The organism is Staphylococcus sp. 510 (assembly GCF_057219715.1).
Genome location: NZ_JBXVVK010000020.1, coordinates 1 through 19,245 on the forward strand (window position 1 = coordinate 1; position 19,245 = coordinate 19,245).

Sequence of the window (19,245 nt, forward strand, 5' to 3'; positions counted from 1 at the left end):
ACTTTGGTTGAGTTTTTTTGTTTTATTAACTTTGAATTGGTACGAAAAATTTAGCGTTTTTAAAGTGATACACAATATTAGAATAGTCAAAAGGCATACCTTTATTAGTGTGGAATATGAGTTCATGTCTCATGCAAGGATCACCTTCATTTAATTCTAATAGCTGTGACTCATTTTTGTTAAGAAAATCCACATAAAAATATATGTCAGAAAATCCTATGTTGATATCTAATTGTTCTTGTATATGATTGAAAATGGATTGCGTAGCTATTTGTGTATCAAGTGTAGGAACAATTCGTTTATTAAAGTACGATGTTTCTATACATAGTAATTGATTATCTAAAAAGCGTAATCTTTTAATATAAATCACTTTTTCATTTTGATTTAATTTTAGATGTGCTCTTACTGCTTCATCTGGGATAAATTCATCAAATTCAACGACTAAACTACTTATATCATGATCTTGTAGATTATCAGAAAATCCTTTTGTTTTTAATAAATTAACGTAACCATCAATTCTTTTATTTCTAACATAGATACCACTACCACGAGCTTGAAATATAGTTCCTTCTTTTTCCAAAACCTCGAGCGCTTTTATGATAGTACTTTTACTTACCGCATAATTTGTTTTTAATTCTTCTACGCTAGGCAATTTATCACCGGCTTGATATTGTCCATTCTCAATAAACTTTTCAATATTATTAGCGATATGTTCGTATTTCAACATGATTTTAATTCTCCAATCTATAAACATACATATATTATAACAAAATAGAATTGTACCGGTATAATAGTGGTAATTTCATTTGCAAATTGTACCGGTATAATTATAATGATAGTGAAAAGGTTTACAAAATATATGCCATTGGGAGGTAATGACATTGAGCGTCAAAAATAAAGAATTAGCTAAGGATATTTTAGATATTATCGGTGGGAATGAAAATGTTGTTAAAGCATCACATTGTGCTACAAGGCTAAGAATTGTATTAAAAAGATCTATACCTAATGCTAAGAAACAAGTATCGAATTTAGATGGCGTTGTAACTGTGGTTGAAAACAATGGTCAATTCCAAGTTGTCATTGGTAACGCAGTAGGTTCTGTATTCCAAGAGTTTGAAAAATTAATTGACCAAAATGAGGACTCTAATAATGATAGCCAAGAGCAAAAAGGGTCTATATTGAATAGAGTTATTGCTACGATGTCTGCTGTGTTCGCCCCTTTTATTTATGTTCTTGCAGCGGCAGGAATATTGCAGGGATTATTAATTATCATCAATTTGATAATGCCTAGCTTTAAAGAAACGGGGACTTTTGAAGTTTTTAACTTTATTTCATGGGCACCGTTTACCTTTTTACCTATTTTCATAGCTTTAACTGCGTCAAAACATTTTAATGTTAATACTTATATTGCAGTTGCATGTTGTGCAGCTCTGGTTAGTCCAGATTTAGCAGGAATAATAGAAAGAATAGGTAAAGGTGAAAGTTTTCATTTCTTAGGTTTACCCTTATCGGAAACGAGTTATGTTTCATCTGTTTTGCCACCACTATTATTAGTTTGGGCTTTATCATATGTTGAAAAGTATTTGAATAAATATATACCTGAAGTGGTTCGACAATTATTTGTATCATTTTTCAGTATTGTCATCATGGTACCGTTAACACTAATGGTAATAGGTCCATTAGCTTCAGGTGCAGCTCATGGTATTGCAAATGGTTTTAATACATTGGTAGAGGTAGCGCCGTGGTTAGCAGGTATTTTAATTGGAGCATTTTGGCAAGTATTTGTTATTTTTGGTGTGCATTGGGTGTCTTTTTCAAATCAAAAAATGCAGAAATTAAAAAAGTCTCTTTATCTGCTGGTATAACAGGTATATTTGGAATAACAGAACCTGCTATGTATGGAATTAACTTAAGATTTAAAAAGCCATTTATTATTGCATGTATTAGTGGTGGTATTGGTGCTTTAGTTGCGAGTTTCTTTAATCCTAAATACTATGCTTATGCAGGGTTGCCTGGGCCAATAACTATTGTTAATGGATATAGTGGCGATAATCCAACGTCAATATGGGGGATAGTAATTGGTTCTATTATAGCCATTGTTTTACCAATCATTTTAATACAAATTTTTGGTTATGGCGAAGACACAACAGATAAAGTTCAAGATGCAGATATAAATAACAATGTAACAGACGTTAATAATGATTTATTAGAAGAATATATTTTATCACCAGCAACTGGTTCAATAGTACCTTTGAAAGATGTCGAAGATCCAATCTTCTCTGAAGGAATGATGGGTAAAGGGGTAGCAATTCAACCGATTGAGGGTGAAATAAAATCGCCTGTTATCGGTAAAGTAAGTATGATTGCCCCGAGTAAACATGCTATAGGTATTACTTCTAATAATGGTATAGAAATATTAATCCATGTTGGTTTAGATACAGTGAATTTAAAGGGCAATGGATTCGAAGTATTAATAAGTGAAAATGACAATGTAGAAATTGGTCAAACATTACTTAGATTTAATCAGAGTGATATTGAAAAGCAAGGATATAACACTATTACACCAATTATTGTAACTAATAGTGATGATTTTGAAGAAATACTAATCGAAGATAGAAATGAAGTTACAGGTAAAGATAATATAATGACAATTATTAAAAAATAAAGGAGAGAATGACAATGTCTAAATTACCTAATGATTTTTTATGGGGTGGCGCATTAGCGGCTAACCAATTTGAAGGTGGCTATGATCAAGGTGGAAAAGGGCTTAGTGTGATTGATGTGATGACAGCAGGTGAACATGGAAAAGCACGTGAAATCACTCAAGAAGTAGAAGCAGACAAGTATTATCCTAACCACGAAGGCATTGACTTTTATCATCGTTATAAAGAAGATGTGAAATTATTTAGTGAAATGGGATTAAAATGTCTCCGTACGTCTATTGCTTGGACACGTATTTTCCCTAATGGAGATGAAGAAGAACCTAACGAAGAAGGACTAAAATTTTATGATGACTTATTTGATGAATTATTAAAATATGATATTCAACCAGTCATTACGCTATCGCATTTTGAAATGCCATTACACCTTGCTAGAGAATATGGTGGATTTAAAAATAGAAAAGTAGCAGATTTCTTCGCTCACTTTGCAGAAACAGTATTTCAACGTTATAAAGATAAAGTGAAATATTGGATGACATTCAATGAAATTAATAACCAGATGGATTTGAATAATCCTCTCTTTTTATGGACAAACTCTGGTGTGTTATTATCCGAAGAAGATAATAAAGAAGAGGTATTATATCAAGTCGCACATAATGAACTCATCGCAAGTGCCAAAGCTGTCAAAATTGGTAAAGACATTAATCCTGAATTTGAAATAGGCGCAATGATTTCACATGTACCTATTTATCCATATAGTTGTAATCCTAAAGATATGTTGGAAGCGGAAATTGCAGGTAGAATGCGTTTCTTCTTCCCAGATGTGCAAGTTAGAGGGTATTACCCAGGTTATGCTACGAAAATGTTTGGAAGAGAAAATATTAACATAGGTTGGCTTGAAGGAGACGACCAAATTTTACAAGAAGGTACAGTCGATTACATTGGATTTAGCTATTATATGTCTACAGTAGTTAAACATGATAGTAATAGTAGTGTAGAAGATAACGTTGTGAACGGTGGCTTACCTAATTCAGTTGAAAATCCTTATATTCAAACTAGTGATTGGGGTTGGGCAATTGATCCGGTAGGTTTAAGATTCACATTGAATGTATTATATAATCGTTATCAAATTCCATTATTTATAGTCGAAAATGGCTTTGGTGCAGTTGATGAAATGGATGAAAAAGGAAATATACATGATGACTACCGTATTCAATATTTAAAAGAACATATTGAAGCCGCAATTGATGCAGTCGACCAGGATGGTGTTGACTTAATGGGTTATACACCTTGGGGTATTATAGATATTGTATCTTTCACTACTGGAGAAATGAAAAAACGATATGGTTTAATCCATGTTGATAGAGATAATAAAGGACAAGGTACACTCGAACGCACAAAAAAAGATTCTTTTGAATGGTATAGAAATGTGATTGAATCTAATGGAGAATGGTTATAAGAGTATCAATAATGTATTAATAAAAAGGAGTATACTATGTCTTATTATTTAGTGAAATTTGTTCATACAGATATGAAAGGCTGGCAACAGCACATACGTGATCATGCTATTTATTTATATCAGCTCGTTGAATCTGGTGACTTATTAGTATCAGGTCCAGTCGAAAATGAAGATAAAAGCAAATTAGAGGCGTATTTAGTACTCAAAGCAAATAATGAAGACCAATTAATGTCATTACTCAAAGCTGATCCGTTTTGGAAAGAAGGATTAGTGGCAGATTATACGATAGAACAATGGACACCTATGTTTGGTAAGCCAGAAAATATCGAGATAACTAGTCCTACAGAAGAAGATTAATTAATACAAATGGTGCTATGAAAAGAAAAATCATAGTGCCATTGTTTTATTTCAAAATAATTAACGATATATCGTTGACTAATTTCGATATATCGTTTAGTATATCGATATATCGAAAAAAAGAAAGGTGATTAACATGTTTAATAGAAATAATAATCGTTTAAATAGAGGTATGAGACATTTTGAAGGATTTGACATGAATAGAGGCCAAGGTAGAGGGCCAGGTCAGTTTGGAGACTTTAGACAAATGAATGGTAGAGATAGATTCTTCAAAAAAGGAAACTTACAATTTGTAATTTTAGAAATGTTAAAAGAGGAACCAAGACATGGTTATCAAATTATTAAAGATTTAGAAGAAAAATTTAAAGGTTTTTATTCTCCAAGTCCAGGTTCAGTGTATCCTATTTTACAAATGTTAGAAGACAGAGATTTTGTCACAATCACTAAAGATGGCAATAAAAAAGTGTATTCAATTACAGAAGAAGGTCAACAATTTGTTGAAGAAAACAAAGAAAATAGTGATTTTTCAGAACGCATGTCACAATTTGAAAATGTAGACTTTGAAGAAATGAAACAATCACGCGAAAAATTACATGATTTATTCCATTTATTTATGAAAGCTTCAAAAGAATCTATGCAAGACAATGATAAAAAAGAACAGTTAGATAAGATTATAAAAGAAACAAAAGAGAAATTAGAACAATTATCTAAATAGAGATATAGTTGTAGTGTAGGAGGTCTTTTCAATGAAAAAACAAAGAATTGGAATTATAGGTGCAGGTCCAGGAGGATTAATGTTAGGTTTGCTACTTCAACAACAAGGACATGACGTTTCAATATATGAAAAAGCGAGTCCAGATTCAAATCAAAAAAGAGGGGGCTCTCTTGATATACATGAAGAAAGTGGCCAATTAGCATTGAAAGAAGCAGATATATTCGAACGATTCCAAGCATTAGCCCGTGTAGAAGGGGAAGATACACGTGTGCTAGGTAAAGATGGCACTGTTTATTTTGAAGAAATTGGTCAAGGAACAGGCGATCGTCCTGAAATTGATCGAGGTAAACTATGTGATATTATTATTGAAAAGCTTAAAGAAGATACGATTCAATATGGCTATACGTATCAATCTTTAACAGAATTAGATAATGGTAAAGTAACTTTACAATTTTTAGAAGATGAAGTGCAACAGTTCGACGTGGTTGTCGGTGCTGATGGTGCGTTCTCGAAAGTTAGAAATGATGTTGCACATGTAGATGTAACTTATAACGATATTTCAATGATTGAATTGAATATTGAAGATGTTGTCAATAAACATCCAGACTTAGCTCAAATCAATAGTAATGGTAGCTTAGTCGCATTAGGAGATTATAAAGGTATATTAGGTCAGTTTACTGGTAATGGGCGTATAAAAGTATATGTTGCCTTCCGCATGCCAAGTGAAAAGCTTGATGATTACAAAGTGTTATCAGTAGGTGAGTTGAAAGAACAATTACTTGAAGATTTCTCTGATTGGGATGAAGATCTAAAAAAATATATCAAATATGCTAGCGATGACGTGATGTGTAGAAGAATTTATAAATTGCCTATTGGTTTCAAATGGGACAATCATCCACATATTACTTTAATTGGTGATGCAGCGCATGTCATGAGCCCATTTGCAGGTGAAGGTGTTAATATGGCGCTATATGATGCTTATTTACTAGCTAAATCTATAGAACGCAATGAAGATTTACAAACGGCATTGAAACAGTATGAAGAAGCAATGTATGAAAGTTCGGCACCAAGAGCACAAGAGTCACAAGATAACTTAGAATTAATGTTTAGTGAAAATAGTGCACAAAAATTTGGTGATTTTTTCAACCAAGCTTTTGATGAAGCATAAAAAATAAAAATGACATAAAGAAAGGTCGTGCAGGAAAACTGCACGACCTTTTTTAAATGTGGAAATTAGTTTTTATTAACTGATGCATCGTAGATTGAATCTACAGCGTCACCTAATGCTTTATCGAATTCTTCTTGAGATTGACTAGCTCTTAAGTCACTAGCTAATGCACGTGAGAAGCTTGCGATAAGTTCATCGTTATCTTTTAATAATTTGTTAGCTTCATCTCTGCTGTAACCACCAGAAAGTACTACAACACGTACAACATTTGGATGTTGAGCTAATTCTTTATATAAGTTAGGTTGAGTTGGGATAGTTAATTTAAGCATTACTAATTGATCACTGTCTAAGCTATCTAAACCTTTTTTAAGTTCATCTTTTAAGACATTTTCAATTTCAGCTTTATCTTTAGCATTGATATTTACTTCAGGTTCAATAATTGGTACTAAACCTTTAGCAATAATTTTTTTAGCGAATTCAAATTGTTGTTCAACAACATCTTTGATACCTTGTTCGTTTAATTCTAAAATGTTTGAACGCATTTTAGTACCAAAAATATGACGTTCATTAGCACGATCTAATGTTTCGTCTAAATCGTCAATTGGTTTCATTAATTGAACACCGTTTTGTTCCTCAGCTAAACCTTTATCAACTTTTAAGAAAGGAACAACGCCTTTATCAGCTAAATAGTCTCCAGTATATTTACCTTCAACTTCACGATCCATTGTTTGTTCGAAAAGAATTGCACCTAGGATTTTATCAGCTGAGAATGATGGTGAAGTCACCACGCGAGTACGCATGTCATGAACAAGTTTGAACATTTCATCGTCATTGCTATATTCATCTTCGTTAACACCATATTCTTTAAGTGCTTTAGGGGTACTACCGCCACTTTGGTCTAATGCAGCGATAAATCCTTTACCATTCTTCATTTTTTCTAATTGTTCTTTATTCATACTTTCCACTCCTTAACTTAACTTTCATCTACAGTATGATAAAAAATATTGTTATTCTCAAGCGATTCAACTTATAATCATCTAGAAAATTACACTATAATAGTATAAAGTCAAAAAATCGCCTTATAATGTGATGATTTGAAGGAGGATAACAATGTATAACAAAGTTCTAGTTATAGGTAGTCCAGAGAGCGGGAGAGGGACAGAAATAATATTTCCCTGAAATTTATTTCGTTGTCCCACCCCGGCAAGGTTGACTAGAATTAAAAAGCTTGTTAGCAACGAATTTTTAATTCAGTCAACTACTGCCAAGACATGTGTTTATAATGATAACTTTATTACTTTATCAATATCAACTGTCTAAATATATGAGCTTGCCTCTTTATCATTTGGATCAAATCAATTGGAAAGATGATAATCAGACCATAGAACAAGATGAATTGATTAACGAAATCAAAGATATCTTGATACAACAATATTGGATTATTGATGGTAATTATATAGACACATTAGAACTGAGAGTAAGTCATGCTGAAGTTGTTATTTGGTTACAAGAAAAAAGAGTGACGTGTATATGGAGAGTACTAAAACGGTATTTCCTACATGTCATTTGTAAGCAAACGATTGGAAAGAATCCTAAAACAATGAGTCTATCATTTTTAAAATTTATCTGGGATTTTCCAAAGATTAATGACGAACAAATAAAGAAGGTACAACGTAAGTACCCTGAGAAATTATGGGTCATCAAATAAATAGATTAAATGATAGAAAGTTTAATTTAAAATAACATTTGGTCACTACCGAATGTGTCATTTAATGCTTGTTGAGCAAGTACGTTTAAGTAATTCCAAGGTCTGTCGTAGTCAGGTTGGAAGAAGAAGTCTTGTACTGCAAGTTGTTCTAAAGTATAACCAGCTGAAATCGCAATGGACATTGTGTTGATTGATTCAGTGATATTCTCTTTAGACATTAGCTGTGCGCCTAAAATTTTATGACTATCTTCATCATAAATTATTTTCATGTGTACAGGGATTTCATCTTGCATGAATTTTGGACGAATAAGTTCTTTGACATATTTTTGTCCTAAGTTTCCATCATAATTATCTTGTTCAGTACCATGAATGCCTGTTTGACCAAATTTATAATCAAACAATTGTAATCCAGAGGTACCAGAAACACGTGGCATTGTCATATCATGGCCTAACATATTTTTAGCTGCTGTGACACCTTGTCGACGTGAATTGGTTGCTAAAGCAATATAGCGATCTTCTTCAACTGGTGCAAATGGGACAAGTGTTGCATCGCCACCAGCATAGACATCTTTAGCAGATGTTTGTTGATGATGATTAATAGTAATGACACCTTTTTTACCTAAATCTATTTTACCTTCTAACCAATCTGTTTCTGGTTGCACACCTACGGCAAATAGTACTGTATCTGCTTCATACTCATTTTTGTCTGTGATAACTTTAGTTACATTACCTTGTTCATCACCATTTAAGGATTGAACGGTTTCGCCACCAATAAATTCTAATCCATGTTCTTTAGCATTATCCTCAAGAATATCAGTAAATTCTTGATCTAAATACGTACTTAAAATACGATCCGCTACATCAATCACTTTCGTTTGAATACCGGCTTTAGCGAAGGCTTCTGCGGCTTCAATACCGATATAGCCACCACCCACGACAACTGCTTTTTTGGCGTTTGACATACGTGATTTTACTTGATCAGCCCAATCTCTGCCACGCATGAATAAAACATGGTTATATTGATCAATACCTTCAACTGGAGGAGTGACTGGTTTGCCTCCTGGACTTAAGAAGAGTTTGTCGTAATTTACTTGTTCAGTATTACCATTTTGATTAACTGTTATGACTTTTTGTTCAGTATCTATATCAGTAACGGTGCTATTAACATGAATATTAACGCCTTGATCTTTATATGATTGTTCATTCGCATAGTGTAGTGAATCGAGAGATGGTGATACATCTTCTAAGTAACTTTGTATACCACAAGATAGGAAAGAAGGTTTGTCACCACTTTCATATACATGTATATCGGCATCTTTGTCTTCTTTAAGTAATGTTTGGATGACCTCATATCCAGCATGAGATGTACCAACAATGATGTATTTCATTTTATTACCTCCTATTAGAATTTTATACATATGACAACAATTTATTTTCGTTCACAAATTATATTTACCACTATATTTATTTTTTATTCAGAGAAAGGACTGTTTTGAGCAATGTTCAAAAATTTGTCATGATTAACAGTTTTGAAAACATAAAAAGAGGTCATGACAAAAGCGTTTAGGATTTGAGCAGAACCGAGCGATGATAAAGAACTACTTCCTTATTCATAGGTTAGTAGTTCTTACAAACTCAATAGTTGAGTTTGTTCATTTGAATTGTTTTCCAAATTTTGTCGAATCGTGAACGTTTGCCCAACTTGCACTATTTGCAGAAATTGGAATACCAATTTCTCTATGTTGGGTCCCTTCTGCCGATAATCCTACTTTTGGGACGCCGTTAATCGGTTTCCCAAAGTACAAAGCTTTATATCTCAACCTCTTTTTTAAATATATGAATTATGAAATTTTTCTTAATGGTCTTTGGCTAATGAAAGCTGTGCCTGCTACTAGGGATAGCACTGCTAATGCATCGGTAGGTATTGTGTCATCCTTACCTGACTCTGGTAATTCGTTAGATTTCACTTTGCCAACATAATACGCATTTAACTCTTTTGTACTATCTACAGAGGCATTTTCTTGTTGGCTTTCGTGGTTTTCTTCATAGTTTTTGGCGCTGATACCTTGGCCTGTATAGTTATCTGATGAATTCAAAGAACTAAAATCTCCGAAATTACCACTTTTATATTGAACTTCTCCATTTTTATATACTTTATACGCACCAACACCGGCACCAGATTTATTATTAATATTAATGATAAAATAGGAACCTTTATCTTTGACGTCGTTGAAATTTTGTAAGTCGGGATTACCGCCGCTATTTTTCATAGCTTGTTGTGCAACATTGATGGCATTGTCTGCAGTGACTTCTTCAGCTTTTGCCTCACTTGCGAAAGATACTGAAAATAAAACAGTGCTAGCTAAAACAGTTGTTGCTATTATAGAGCGTTTCTTCACAATGAAAACCCCATTTCCAATTAGAGAATGATTTAATTTCGTTTACATTAATAGTGTACCACCATTTTTTTCTGAATAAGCCTTTTTAAAAGAATCAATACTCAAACTTAAAGCTAATTTAAAGAAATTAATAAATGATTTAGAAATGGGTATCAAAAGTTATAAACAAACCAAATAGTTTAGAAGGTCCACAATTTATTTATTTACAATTAATGTGTAATTAGATATATGTTTTTGAAATAAGGTAGTTTATAATAAATTTATAATGTAATGTATATACAAAAAATAAATAAAGGGGATTCTTTAATGAAAAAATTAGCTGGGACAATACTAACAGCATCTATAGTATTAGCAGGTTGTGGGTTTGGGAATAATGACAAAGGAAGTTCTAAAGTCTCTGATGATTCAACAAGTAAGAGTCATCAAAGCAGTGATAATAAAGGTGATCAATCATCACAATCGAATCAAAGTTCAAGTCAATCATCTTCAAAAAGTTCAAAAACACAACAAGAAAATACCAATACGCAAGATTATTATGCTAAAGTTTGGCTTACTGTATTTAAAGACTACCGTGGAAGCGGTGAAGTAGAGAACCATATATCAAATATGTCTCATACTGATGTTAGTGGTGAAGCGATTAACCCATACAATAAAGAGGCATCAGAAAAATATCCAGATGGCGTTCAAATTATAAATGGTACACCAACTGCTGCTGGGCACGTTATATATAAAAATAATGGGGATGGCACAATAACGACTTATGGTACGCCATCTCATTTCCAAGATCGTCGTTGGATGGAAGATGATTATACAAAATCTGAAACAAAACGTATTTTAGATAATGCTAATACGATTAAGTTATATGATGCGAGTCAAGATGAAATTGATAAAGTTAAAGGTTACTTTAATGAATCAGATACCGTACCCGCGACTGATGATGATGTATCAAGCGATTCATCTGACGATTCAGATGATGACACGTCTTCAGATTCTAGTGATACAACAGTGACTCGTGATAATGTTATTGATAAAGTTGAAGACTATGAAGGTCATCAATTGGATACATCAACATATACGTATAAAGAACCTGAGAAAAATAGCGATGGAGAATGGGGATTCTCATTCACAGATAAAGACGGTAACTTAGCAGGTTCTTATATTATTGATGAAGATGGCAATGTAACGAAATACGATGAAAATGGTGACGAAGAATAATCATCGTTCAATTAGCTATAGGCTAGGACATAAATATATACTTCAAGTTACATTGATATTTAGGCCGTAGTTGACTGTAAAGTCATTTTTTCTTATAGAAATTAGAATGACTTACACATGCGTATTGACTCATGTATTCAAATTAACCTTTAGAGGTATACATGAACAAAAGTTCATGCATAAAACCGTCTAAGTAATAAATTACAAAGACGGTCTAATGTATCAAGCTTTTCCTCTTTCTAGTCAACCTTGCCGTGGGGACGGGCCCCAAACATAGAGAATTTCGAAAAGAAAATCTACAGACAATGCAAGTTGGGGATGGACAACGATAAAGAAAGACTTTTTCTTTAGGAATTAGTATTTCTTATGCATGAGTTTCACTCATGTATTTCTATTTTAAATTACATATTAGCTGCGGCTAATGCGTAAGAACCACTACATCATAAATGATTAGTGTTTCTTTATTATTTCTGTCCCACTCCATTGTTTTATAAATGTAGTTTTGAAATAAAAGTGATACAGATATACATAAATACCATAAATACAATATGTGCCAAGAGCCACCAAATCCATTCCGTCGCATTAAATACAAAGAATGATCTTCGAGCGATGGCAATGAGGAAAGGATACATACCGATAAATATCACTAGTAAAGGTAGATAGGCTAAGTGATAGAGTAGTTTTGATATATTGTAAAGTACCATGAAGATGAGATAAATCATCACACCTATAGACAGATGTATGATGACTTCCATCCATGTTGGTATAAGATTAGGATTAACTAGAAAATCTATATTTAATAATAGTTGTGTTAGATGCTTATGCTGTAAGAGTACATCTATCGTCATAGCACTGAGTAATAATATAAAAGATGAAGCAACAGCGCTTAAAAAGTGGTAAGTCAGCCTAAGAATAATATCACTCCCAGTTCGCGTTTGATTTAAATTTTATTCCCTAATACGGATAAAATATTCATTCAAAAGAGATATCATGTTTATTTAGTTAGAATTTTCGGAAAATATTTACAAATCTGAAAATTATTAGTATATTGAGTACTATCATCAAATCGAAATCATTTTATAACTGAAGCATTTGAATCATCTTTTTAATCGTCAGTAATGAAGTGAAGTTTAATTAAGGAAGGATGATTTGATCATGAGTAAAGCACAAGACTTAATAAAAGAAGATGAGCAATATTTTGCTAAATCTGGCAGAATCAAATATTATCCTTTAGCCATCGATCATGGGTACGGTGCAACGCTAGTAGATGTTGATGGAAAAGAGTACATCGACTTATTAGCCAGTGCAAGTTCACAAAACGTGGGCCATGCGCCTAAAAAAGTCACCGAAGCGATTAAAAAGCAAGTTGATAAGTTTGTCCACTATACGCCAGCGTATATGTACCATGAGCCGCTAATTCGTTTGTCTAAAAAGATATGCGATATATCACCCGGGGATTATGAAAAAAGAGTGACATATGGTTTAAGTGGTTCAGATGCCAATGATGGTATTATCAAGTTTGCTCGTGCATATACAGGACGACCTTATATCATCAGTTTTACAAATGCGTATCATGGTTCAACATTTGGTTCGCTTTCTATGTCGGCAATTAGTTTGAATATGAGAAAGAAATATGGTCCGCTTTTGAATGGCTTTTATCACATACCTTTTCCTGACAATTATAGAGGTTTATTTGAACAACCTACTCCGAATACTGTAGATGAATATTTAGCGCCACTTAAAGAAATGTTTAATAAATATGTTCCGGCTGACGAAGTAGCATGTATTGTATTAGAAACGATACAAGGGGATGGTGGTCTATTAGAACCTGTGCCAGGCTACTTTGAAGCTTTACAAAGTATTTGTAGAGAACATGGCATTCTAATTGCGGTTGATGATATTCAACAAGGATTAGGACGTACTGGGAAATGGAGTTCAGTAGAGCACTTCAACTTTACACCAGATTTAATTACGTTTGGTAAGTCACTTGCCGGAGGATTGCCTATGTCAGCCATAGTTGGTCGTAAAGAAATCATGGAGACGTTAGAAGCACCGGCACATCTATTTACTACTGGTGCGAATCCAGTTAGTTGTGAAGCGGCCTTAGCTACACTTGAGATGATTGAGGAAGAACAGTTACTTGAAGCAAGTCTAGAAAAAGGTGACTATGTACGTCAAACAATGGATAGATGGATTACTGATTATGAATGTATTGGAGATGTCCGTGGTAAAGGATTATCAATTGGTATCGATATAGTATCTGATCCAATTCAAAAGACGCGTGACCCTGAAGCGGCATTAAAAATTTGTAATTATTGTTTTGATAAAGGTGTAGTTATCATAGCAGTAGCAGGGAATGTGTTAAGATTTCAACCGCCACTAGTTATCTCATACGACCAGTTAGATTATGCATTATCGACACTTGAGAAAGCGATACAAGCGTTAAATCGAGGAGATTTAGACCAATATGAAATAGAAGGTCAAGGTTGGTAAAAGGAGTTTAGGCTATAAATAAAAGAGCGATTCCACACATGATAATCATTGTGGAATCGCTCTTTTAATGTTTTGATTAAGATTTTTTAGGAGATTTGTAGGCATCATCACGATCTTTTTTAGAATGTCTCATGCCATAAAGTAAATAGATAAATATACCTATAATAAACCAAATCAGTGTATATAATTTTGCTTCAAAACTTAATCCCCAGAATACTAATAGAACTAGTATGAAAGTGATTGCGGGTAATACTGGGTATAAAGGCAATTTGAAAGATGGTATTGGTAAGTCTTTACCTTCACGCTTTCTAAGTTGATACATTGCTAATGAAACAAACATAAATGCAACTAATGTTCCTGCTGAAATTAATTGAGCTAAGAAAGCAAATGGGAACATTGATCCGATTAAGACACCAATTACTGTTAAAATAACTAATGCTCTATTTGGTAAATGTTTGTTATTTAATTTACCTAGCCAAGAAGGTAATAAACCGTCACGACCAAATGAGTATAATAGTCTTGATCCAGCAAGCATCATACCAATTAAAGCAGTAAACATACCAATGACTGAGATAGCTTGCACAACTGCGGCAACAATACCGTGACCACTTTCACGTAATGCCCAACCTACTGGTTCAGCGTTGTCCGCATATTGACTGTAATGGAACATACCTACTAATACTAAAGCAACTGCAACAAATAGTATAATAGCGACTAATAATGATCCTAAAATTCCTCTTGGCATTGTTTTTTGAGGGTTAATCGCTTCAGCAGAGTTGGCAGCGATAGAGTCAAATCCAATATATGCTAAGAAAATCATAGATACACCAGCATAAATACCTTGCCAGCCACCAAAATCACCTGCATCAGTAACCTTGTGTTCTGGAATAAATGGTACATAGTTGCTAAAGTTGATAGCAGTTAGTCCTACAATGACGAATAAGATAATTGCTAACACCTTTAAAATAACTAAAATATTTTCCATACGTGCAGCTTCACTCATACCACGTGATAATAGTAAAGCAGTTAAGATAATAACTATGGCTGCAACAATATCAATCACGCCACCATCACTACCAAATGGATTGGATAATGCTTTTGGTAATTCAATACCTAAGGGTTTGACTAAACCTCGTAAGTTAGCAGAAAAGCCAGAAGCCACAAAGGCGACAGCAATGAAGTATTCGGCTAGGAGCGCCCAACCGGCAACCCAACCAAAAAATTCGCCAAATAGTACGTTAATCCAAGAATAAGCAGAACCTGCAAATGGCATAGTAGAAGCCATTTCAGCATATGTAAAGGCAACTAATCCGGCTACAATGGCTGCAAGTAAGAATGATAATGCAACCGCTGGTCCAGCATGCTCAGCTGCTACAACACCAGGTAAAGTAAATATAGACGTAGAAACAATAGTACCTACACCTAATGCAAGAAAATCACGAACACGTAATGTTCTTTTTAAATGACCATCTTTGCTTTGATAGATGGATGGATCTTCTTTTTGTGTTAATCGTTTAAAAAAACTAGACATAATAAACCTCCGTATATCAATGAGTTATATTTAACTGTCATTTTAATAATTTATATCATAGCATAAAAAACACATATTTTGTCTAAAAATTCTGAAAAATCAAAACTTTCTTGTTCACTTCTGTTATACGTGACATCAATTCGCATTATGTTATATGTCTACAAAATGGCAGTAGCTATCTAAATTGTATATTGATGTATTACAATTAGAGCTATCCTTGCCGAGGTGACACAATGAAATAAAGTGATTAGTTATTTCTGTTTCACGCTCAAATTTAAAAGGATAAACTTGATTATAACAGAAAATAACGGGATAAGAAGTATTTTTTTATAAATGTGAACGATATTTTAGCTTTTTACAACATATTCTATAGAATAAAGGTATATGAAACTTATCAATGAACGATATGTGTCATATTACTATTATAAAAACGTTGAGGCGATAACGATGGCTTTAGAAAAATTTATGAGAAGAAATATATATCAGAGTAAAGAAATGGCTATACTCTTAACCTTTGTTGGTGGATATATTGATGCTTACACCTTTTTAAGTCGTGGAGGTACACTAGCAGCAGGTCAAACAGGAAACATTATTTTTCTTGCTTCAGAGTTGTCACATAGAGATTTAAGAGGCGGTATGTTGAAGGTTGCTTCGGTTGTCTCCTTTATGATTGGCGTAATGTTTGTATCTTTAATTCATCATCAATTGGCAACACGGTATTGGAGATTAGTCTCATTAATACCTATTACATTAAGTTGCCTCGTTGTAGGATTTTTGCCAATGAGTATACCTAATTTGTATATTTTACCACCATTAGCATTCGGTATGGCAATGCTAACAACTTCATTTAGTAAAATAGAAGGTGAAGGTTATAATAATACCTTTTCAACTGGGAACCTTAAAAATGGTGTGATAGCATTGAGTGAATATATATTAAATGGTGATACCGCCCAATTGAGAAAGGCTAAACTTTACATTAGAATAGTATTAAGTTTTATTATTGGAGCTATTATTTCAGCAGAAGTTCAAAAATATATAGGCACCTATGCCATATTAGTTGCAGCAATGATTCTAGTATTAATATTTATCTTTTATAGTATATTAATTTATAGAAGAGAGCATACAGTGGAATAACTTTCAAAAATCAAATTAAGAGGTTAGTGCTATGGAAATAAAACAGATAAAATATTTTGTTGAAACTGTTCGACGCGGTGGTATGACGCAAGCATCTGAACATTTATATATTGCACAGTCAACAATTAGTAAAGCAATCAAAAGTATAGAAAATGAATATGATATTACATTATTTGATCGTTCACAAAAGCAAATTAAACTGACAGACATCGGTCAGACATTTTACGACAATAGCTTAGAGTTTTTAGCATTGTTTGAGAAACTATCATTAGAAATGAATGATGTGATGAATGTTCAAAAAGGTCATATTAGAATAGCGCTATCACCAATGATGAATGTTCAATTATTTACAGATAGTTTAAATCAATTTCACCAACTATATCCGAAAGTTACCTATGAAGTAATGGAAGGTGGAGGTAAAATAGTAGAAAACCTCACAGAAACAGATGAAGTGGATATAGGTATTACGACTTTACCTGTTGATGCAACTTTATTTCATTCGGTACCATTATATAATGAAGAGTTATTACTCGTTGTGAGTAAAGATCATGCATTGGCACAACAAGAAAAAGTGGATTTAGCCGAACTTAAAGAAGAAGAGTTTGTGCTATTTCATGATGATTATTACTTAAAAGATCAAATTATCGAGAACTGTAAACGATTAGGCTTTTATCCGAAAACTGTAGCTAATATCTCTCAAATTAGTTTTATAGCGAATATGATTAGTCAAGGTATTGGTATTAGTGTCGTACCAGAAAGTTTAGTACATTTAATGGGAGATAATGTGAAAGCATTGAAACTCGAAAATGCAGAGTTATCATGGCATTTAGGTTTAATCTGGAGAAGAGATGCATATCTTAATTTTGTGACACGCGAATGGATACAATTTATAAGGGACTTAAGAGAGAAGTAGTAATTCTTTAATACAAATAAATACGTGAATTGAAAAATACTTTGGTGTCAGTCATTGTACATCAAAGTATTTTTTATTACTTTTTTCTATATATAATGTATTCCTTTTAGGAATGTTATTAATCGAAAATATGTATTTTATTAATACTTCAAGAGGGACTATAATGAATGATGTAAGGCACATAAAACCAACAAATTGGTGACGTTAACATCATTCACCCCCTTGAATGTTTACACATAAAATTTAATAAAGTATATTTAAAATGAAGCAGGATTTAATTGTAATTTACTATAAATGAATGAGATGAAAAGGTAAATTTTAATCTTTATCTTTACTAAGTGAAGGAGTTTTTCAATATGAAAAAATTTGGCAAAAAAGTTGTTTTAGTTGGAGACGGCTCAGTAGGTTCTAGTTATGCATTTGCAATGGTAACACAAGGTATTGCAGATGAATTTGTAATTATTGATATTGCTAAAGACAAAGTGAATGCGGACGTTCAAGATTTAAACCACGGTGTACTTCATAGTGATTCACCAGTTATTGTTAAAGCTGGAGAATATAGTGATTGTAAAGATGCTGATTTAGTAGTTATTACTGCAGGAGCACCACAAAAACCAGGTGAAACACGTTTACAATTAGTAGAGAAAAACACAAAAATTATGCACAGCATTGTGACAAGTATAATGGATAGTGGCTTTGATGGTTACTTCTTAATTGCGGCAAATCCTGTGGATATCCTAACACGCTATGTCAAAGAATTAACTGGCTTACCAGCTGAACGTGTTATCGGTTCAGGTACAGTATTAGACTCTGCAAGACTTAGATATTTAATCAGTAATGAGTTAAATGTAGCGCCTGCAAGCGTTCATGCTGCTATTATAGGTGAACACGGTGACTCTGAATTAGCGGTATGGTCTAAAGCGAATATTGCTGGTATTTCAGTATTCGATACGCTTAAAGAACAAACTGGTAGTGAAGCTAAAGCACAAGAAATTTATGAAAAAACTAGAGACGCTGCATATGAGATTATTCAAGCTAAAGGTTCAACATACTACGGTATTGCTTTAGCCTTATTAAGAATTTCAAAAGCCTTATTAAACAACGAAAACACTATTTTAACAGTTTCTTCACAATTAAATGGAGAGTATGGATTTAAAGATGTATACATTGGTGTACCAACATTAATTAACGAAAATGGTGCAAGTAAAATTTATGAAACACCATTAAGCGATCACGAAAAAGAATTGTTTAAACAATCTGTTGAGGCATTAGAAGCTTCATATGATTCAGTGAAACATCTTTTAGAACAATAGAACATGAATGATCCATCTTTAATGTATGAATGAGCAACGGGGAATTGATTTCACACTGATGTTATCGTAAAGATAAAATAAAATGTGAGCATTGGAAGGAAATGAATATAATGGCAGACAAAAAATATACTGCAGCTGATATGGTCATAGACACATTAAAAAATAATGGAGTAGAATACG

The 19,245-nt window shown here is 33.1% G+C and carries 18 protein-coding genes and 1 pseudogene; 12 read left to right on the forward strand and 7 right to left on the reverse strand.

What is annotated here, in order from left to right; all coding sequences use genetic code 11:
* Window positions 1–25: 25 nt before the first annotated feature.
* Complete coding sequence (locus AC2D8K_RS11670; RefSeq protein WP_002451230.1) at window positions 26–727, reverse strand: GntR family transcriptional regulator; 702 nt, start codon at window positions 725–727, stop codon at window positions 26–28.
* A 154-nt stretch (window positions 728–881) separates the two neighbouring features.
* Between AC2D8K_RS11670 and AC2D8K_RS11675 the strand changes: the two are divergent.
* The 5 genes and pseudogenes from AC2D8K_RS11675 (at window position 882) to AC2D8K_RS11695 (ending at window position 6,359) form a co-directional block, all read left to right on the forward strand.
* Window positions 882–2,665: pseudogene (locus AC2D8K_RS11675) on the forward strand (glucose PTS transporter subunit IIA).
* Between the two features lie 14 nt (window positions 2,666–2,679).
* Window positions 2,680–4,119 carry a 6-phospho-beta-glucosidase gene (locus AC2D8K_RS11680; RefSeq protein ID WP_002451233.1) on the forward strand — a complete coding sequence of 480 codons (1,440 nt, stop codon included), beginning with the start codon at window positions 2,680–2,682 and terminating at the stop codon, window positions 4,117–4,119.
* Window positions 4,120–4,155: 36 nt separating this feature from the next.
* Window positions 4,156–4,476, forward strand: a complete 321-nt coding sequence (locus AC2D8K_RS11685; protein ID WP_002451234.1) for a YciI family protein — start codon at window positions 4,156–4,158, stop codon at window positions 4,474–4,476.
* A 136-nt stretch (window positions 4,477–4,612) separates the two neighbouring features.
* Window positions 4,613–5,191, forward strand: coding sequence for a PadR family transcriptional regulator (locus AC2D8K_RS11690; RefSeq protein ID WP_075778341.1), 579 nt, complete (start codon window positions 4,613–4,615; stop codon window positions 5,189–5,191).
* A 31-nt stretch (window positions 5,192–5,222) separates the two neighbouring features.
* The gene (locus tag AC2D8K_RS11695) at window positions 5,223–6,359 is read left to right on the forward strand and encodes an FAD-dependent oxidoreductase (RefSeq protein ID WP_484698747.1); all 1,137 of its coding nucleotides are present in this window, start codon (window positions 5,223–5,225) and stop codon (window positions 6,357–6,359) included.
* A gap of 65 nt (window positions 6,360–6,424) precedes the next feature.
* On the opposite strand, the gene AC2D8K_RS11700 is transcribed toward AC2D8K_RS11695, so the two are convergent.
* Entirely contained in the window at window positions 6,425–7,315 is an 891-nt protein-coding gene (locus tag AC2D8K_RS11700; RefSeq protein WP_002451238.1) for a fructose bisphosphate aldolase, read from the reverse strand.
* Between the two features lie 326 nt (window positions 7,316–7,641).
* On the opposite strand from AC2D8K_RS11700, the gene AC2D8K_RS11705 reads away from it, so the two are divergent.
* Window positions 7,642–8,067, forward strand: a complete 426-nt coding sequence (locus AC2D8K_RS11705; protein WP_002451239.1) for a P-loop NTPase family protein — start codon at window positions 7,642–7,644, stop codon at window positions 8,065–8,067.
* Window positions 8,068–8,093: 26 nt separating this feature from the next.
* On the opposite strand, the gene AC2D8K_RS11710 is transcribed toward AC2D8K_RS11705, so the two are convergent.
* From AC2D8K_RS11710 to AC2D8K_RS11720, 3 genes are all read right to left on the reverse strand, one after another.
* A complete protein-coding gene (locus AC2D8K_RS11710) occupies window positions 8,094–9,455 on the reverse strand; it encodes an FAD-dependent oxidoreductase (protein ID WP_484698748.1) in 1,362 nt (453 codons plus the stop codon).
* 264 nt (window positions 9,456–9,719) lie between these two features.
* Window positions 9,720–9,887, reverse strand: a complete 168-nt coding sequence (locus tag AC2D8K_RS11715) for a hypothetical protein (protein ID WP_157747999.1) — start codon at window positions 9,885–9,887, stop codon at window positions 9,720–9,722.
* Between the two features lie 21 nt (window positions 9,888–9,908).
* Complete coding sequence (locus AC2D8K_RS11720; RefSeq protein ID WP_002451242.1) at window positions 9,909–10,466, reverse strand: hypothetical protein; 558 nt, start codon at window positions 10,464–10,466, stop codon at window positions 9,909–9,911.
* Window positions 10,467–10,772: 306 nt separating this feature from the next.
* Here AC2D8K_RS11720 and AC2D8K_RS11725 point away from each other — a divergent pair, with 306 nt between their 5' ends.
* Window positions 10,773–11,681 (forward strand): hypothetical protein, encoded by a 909-nt coding sequence (locus AC2D8K_RS11725; RefSeq protein WP_002451244.1) that lies wholly within the window; start codon window positions 10,773–10,775, stop codon window positions 11,679–11,681.
* Window positions 11,682–12,169: 488 nt separating this feature from the next.
* Here the strand turns inward: AC2D8K_RS11725 and AC2D8K_RS11730 are convergent, their stop codons facing one another.
* On the reverse strand, window positions 12,170–12,598 hold the full coding sequence (locus tag AC2D8K_RS11730; RefSeq protein ID WP_080548087.1) for a hypothetical protein: 429 nt from the start codon (window positions 12,596–12,598) through the stop codon (window positions 12,170–12,172).
* Between the two features lie 238 nt (window positions 12,599–12,836).
* Between AC2D8K_RS11730 and AC2D8K_RS11735 the strand changes: the two genes are divergently transcribed.
* Window positions 12,837–14,174, forward strand: coding sequence for an aspartate aminotransferase family protein (locus AC2D8K_RS11735; protein ID WP_002450459.1), 1,338 nt, complete (start codon window positions 12,837–12,839; stop codon window positions 14,172–14,174).
* 76 nt (window positions 14,175–14,250) lie between these two features.
* Here the strand turns inward: AC2D8K_RS11735 and AC2D8K_RS11740 are convergent, their stop codons facing one another.
* Complete coding sequence (locus tag AC2D8K_RS11740) at window positions 14,251–15,705, reverse strand: APC family permease (RefSeq protein WP_002450460.1); 1,455 nt, start codon at window positions 15,703–15,705, stop codon at window positions 14,251–14,253.
* 447 nt (window positions 15,706–16,152) lie between these two features.
* On the opposite strand from AC2D8K_RS11740, the gene AC2D8K_RS11745 reads away from it, so the two are divergent.
* From AC2D8K_RS11745 to AC2D8K_RS11760, 4 genes are all read left to right on the forward strand, one after another.
* Window positions 16,153–16,839 (forward strand): YoaK family protein, encoded by a 687-nt coding sequence (locus AC2D8K_RS11745; RefSeq protein WP_002450461.1) that lies wholly within the window; start codon window positions 16,153–16,155, stop codon window positions 16,837–16,839.
* 31 nt (window positions 16,840–16,870) lie between these two features.
* The gene (cidR, locus tag AC2D8K_RS11750; RefSeq protein ID WP_002450462.1) at window positions 16,871–17,752 is read left to right on the forward strand and encodes a cidABC operon transcriptional activator CidR; all 882 of its coding nucleotides are present in this window, start codon (window positions 16,871–16,873) and stop codon (window positions 17,750–17,752) included.
* A 356-nt stretch (window positions 17,753–18,108) separates the two neighbouring features.
* Window positions 18,109–19,065 carry an L-lactate dehydrogenase gene (locus AC2D8K_RS11755; RefSeq protein WP_002450463.1) on the forward strand — a complete coding sequence of 319 codons (957 nt, stop codon included), beginning with the start codon at window positions 18,109–18,111 and terminating at the stop codon, window positions 19,063–19,065.
* A 110-nt stretch (window positions 19,066–19,175) separates the two neighbouring features.
* Window positions 19,176–19,245 (forward strand): hypothetical protein (locus tag AC2D8K_RS11760; RefSeq protein ID WP_426703517.1); only part of this gene is annotated, 70 nt, incomplete at its 3' end.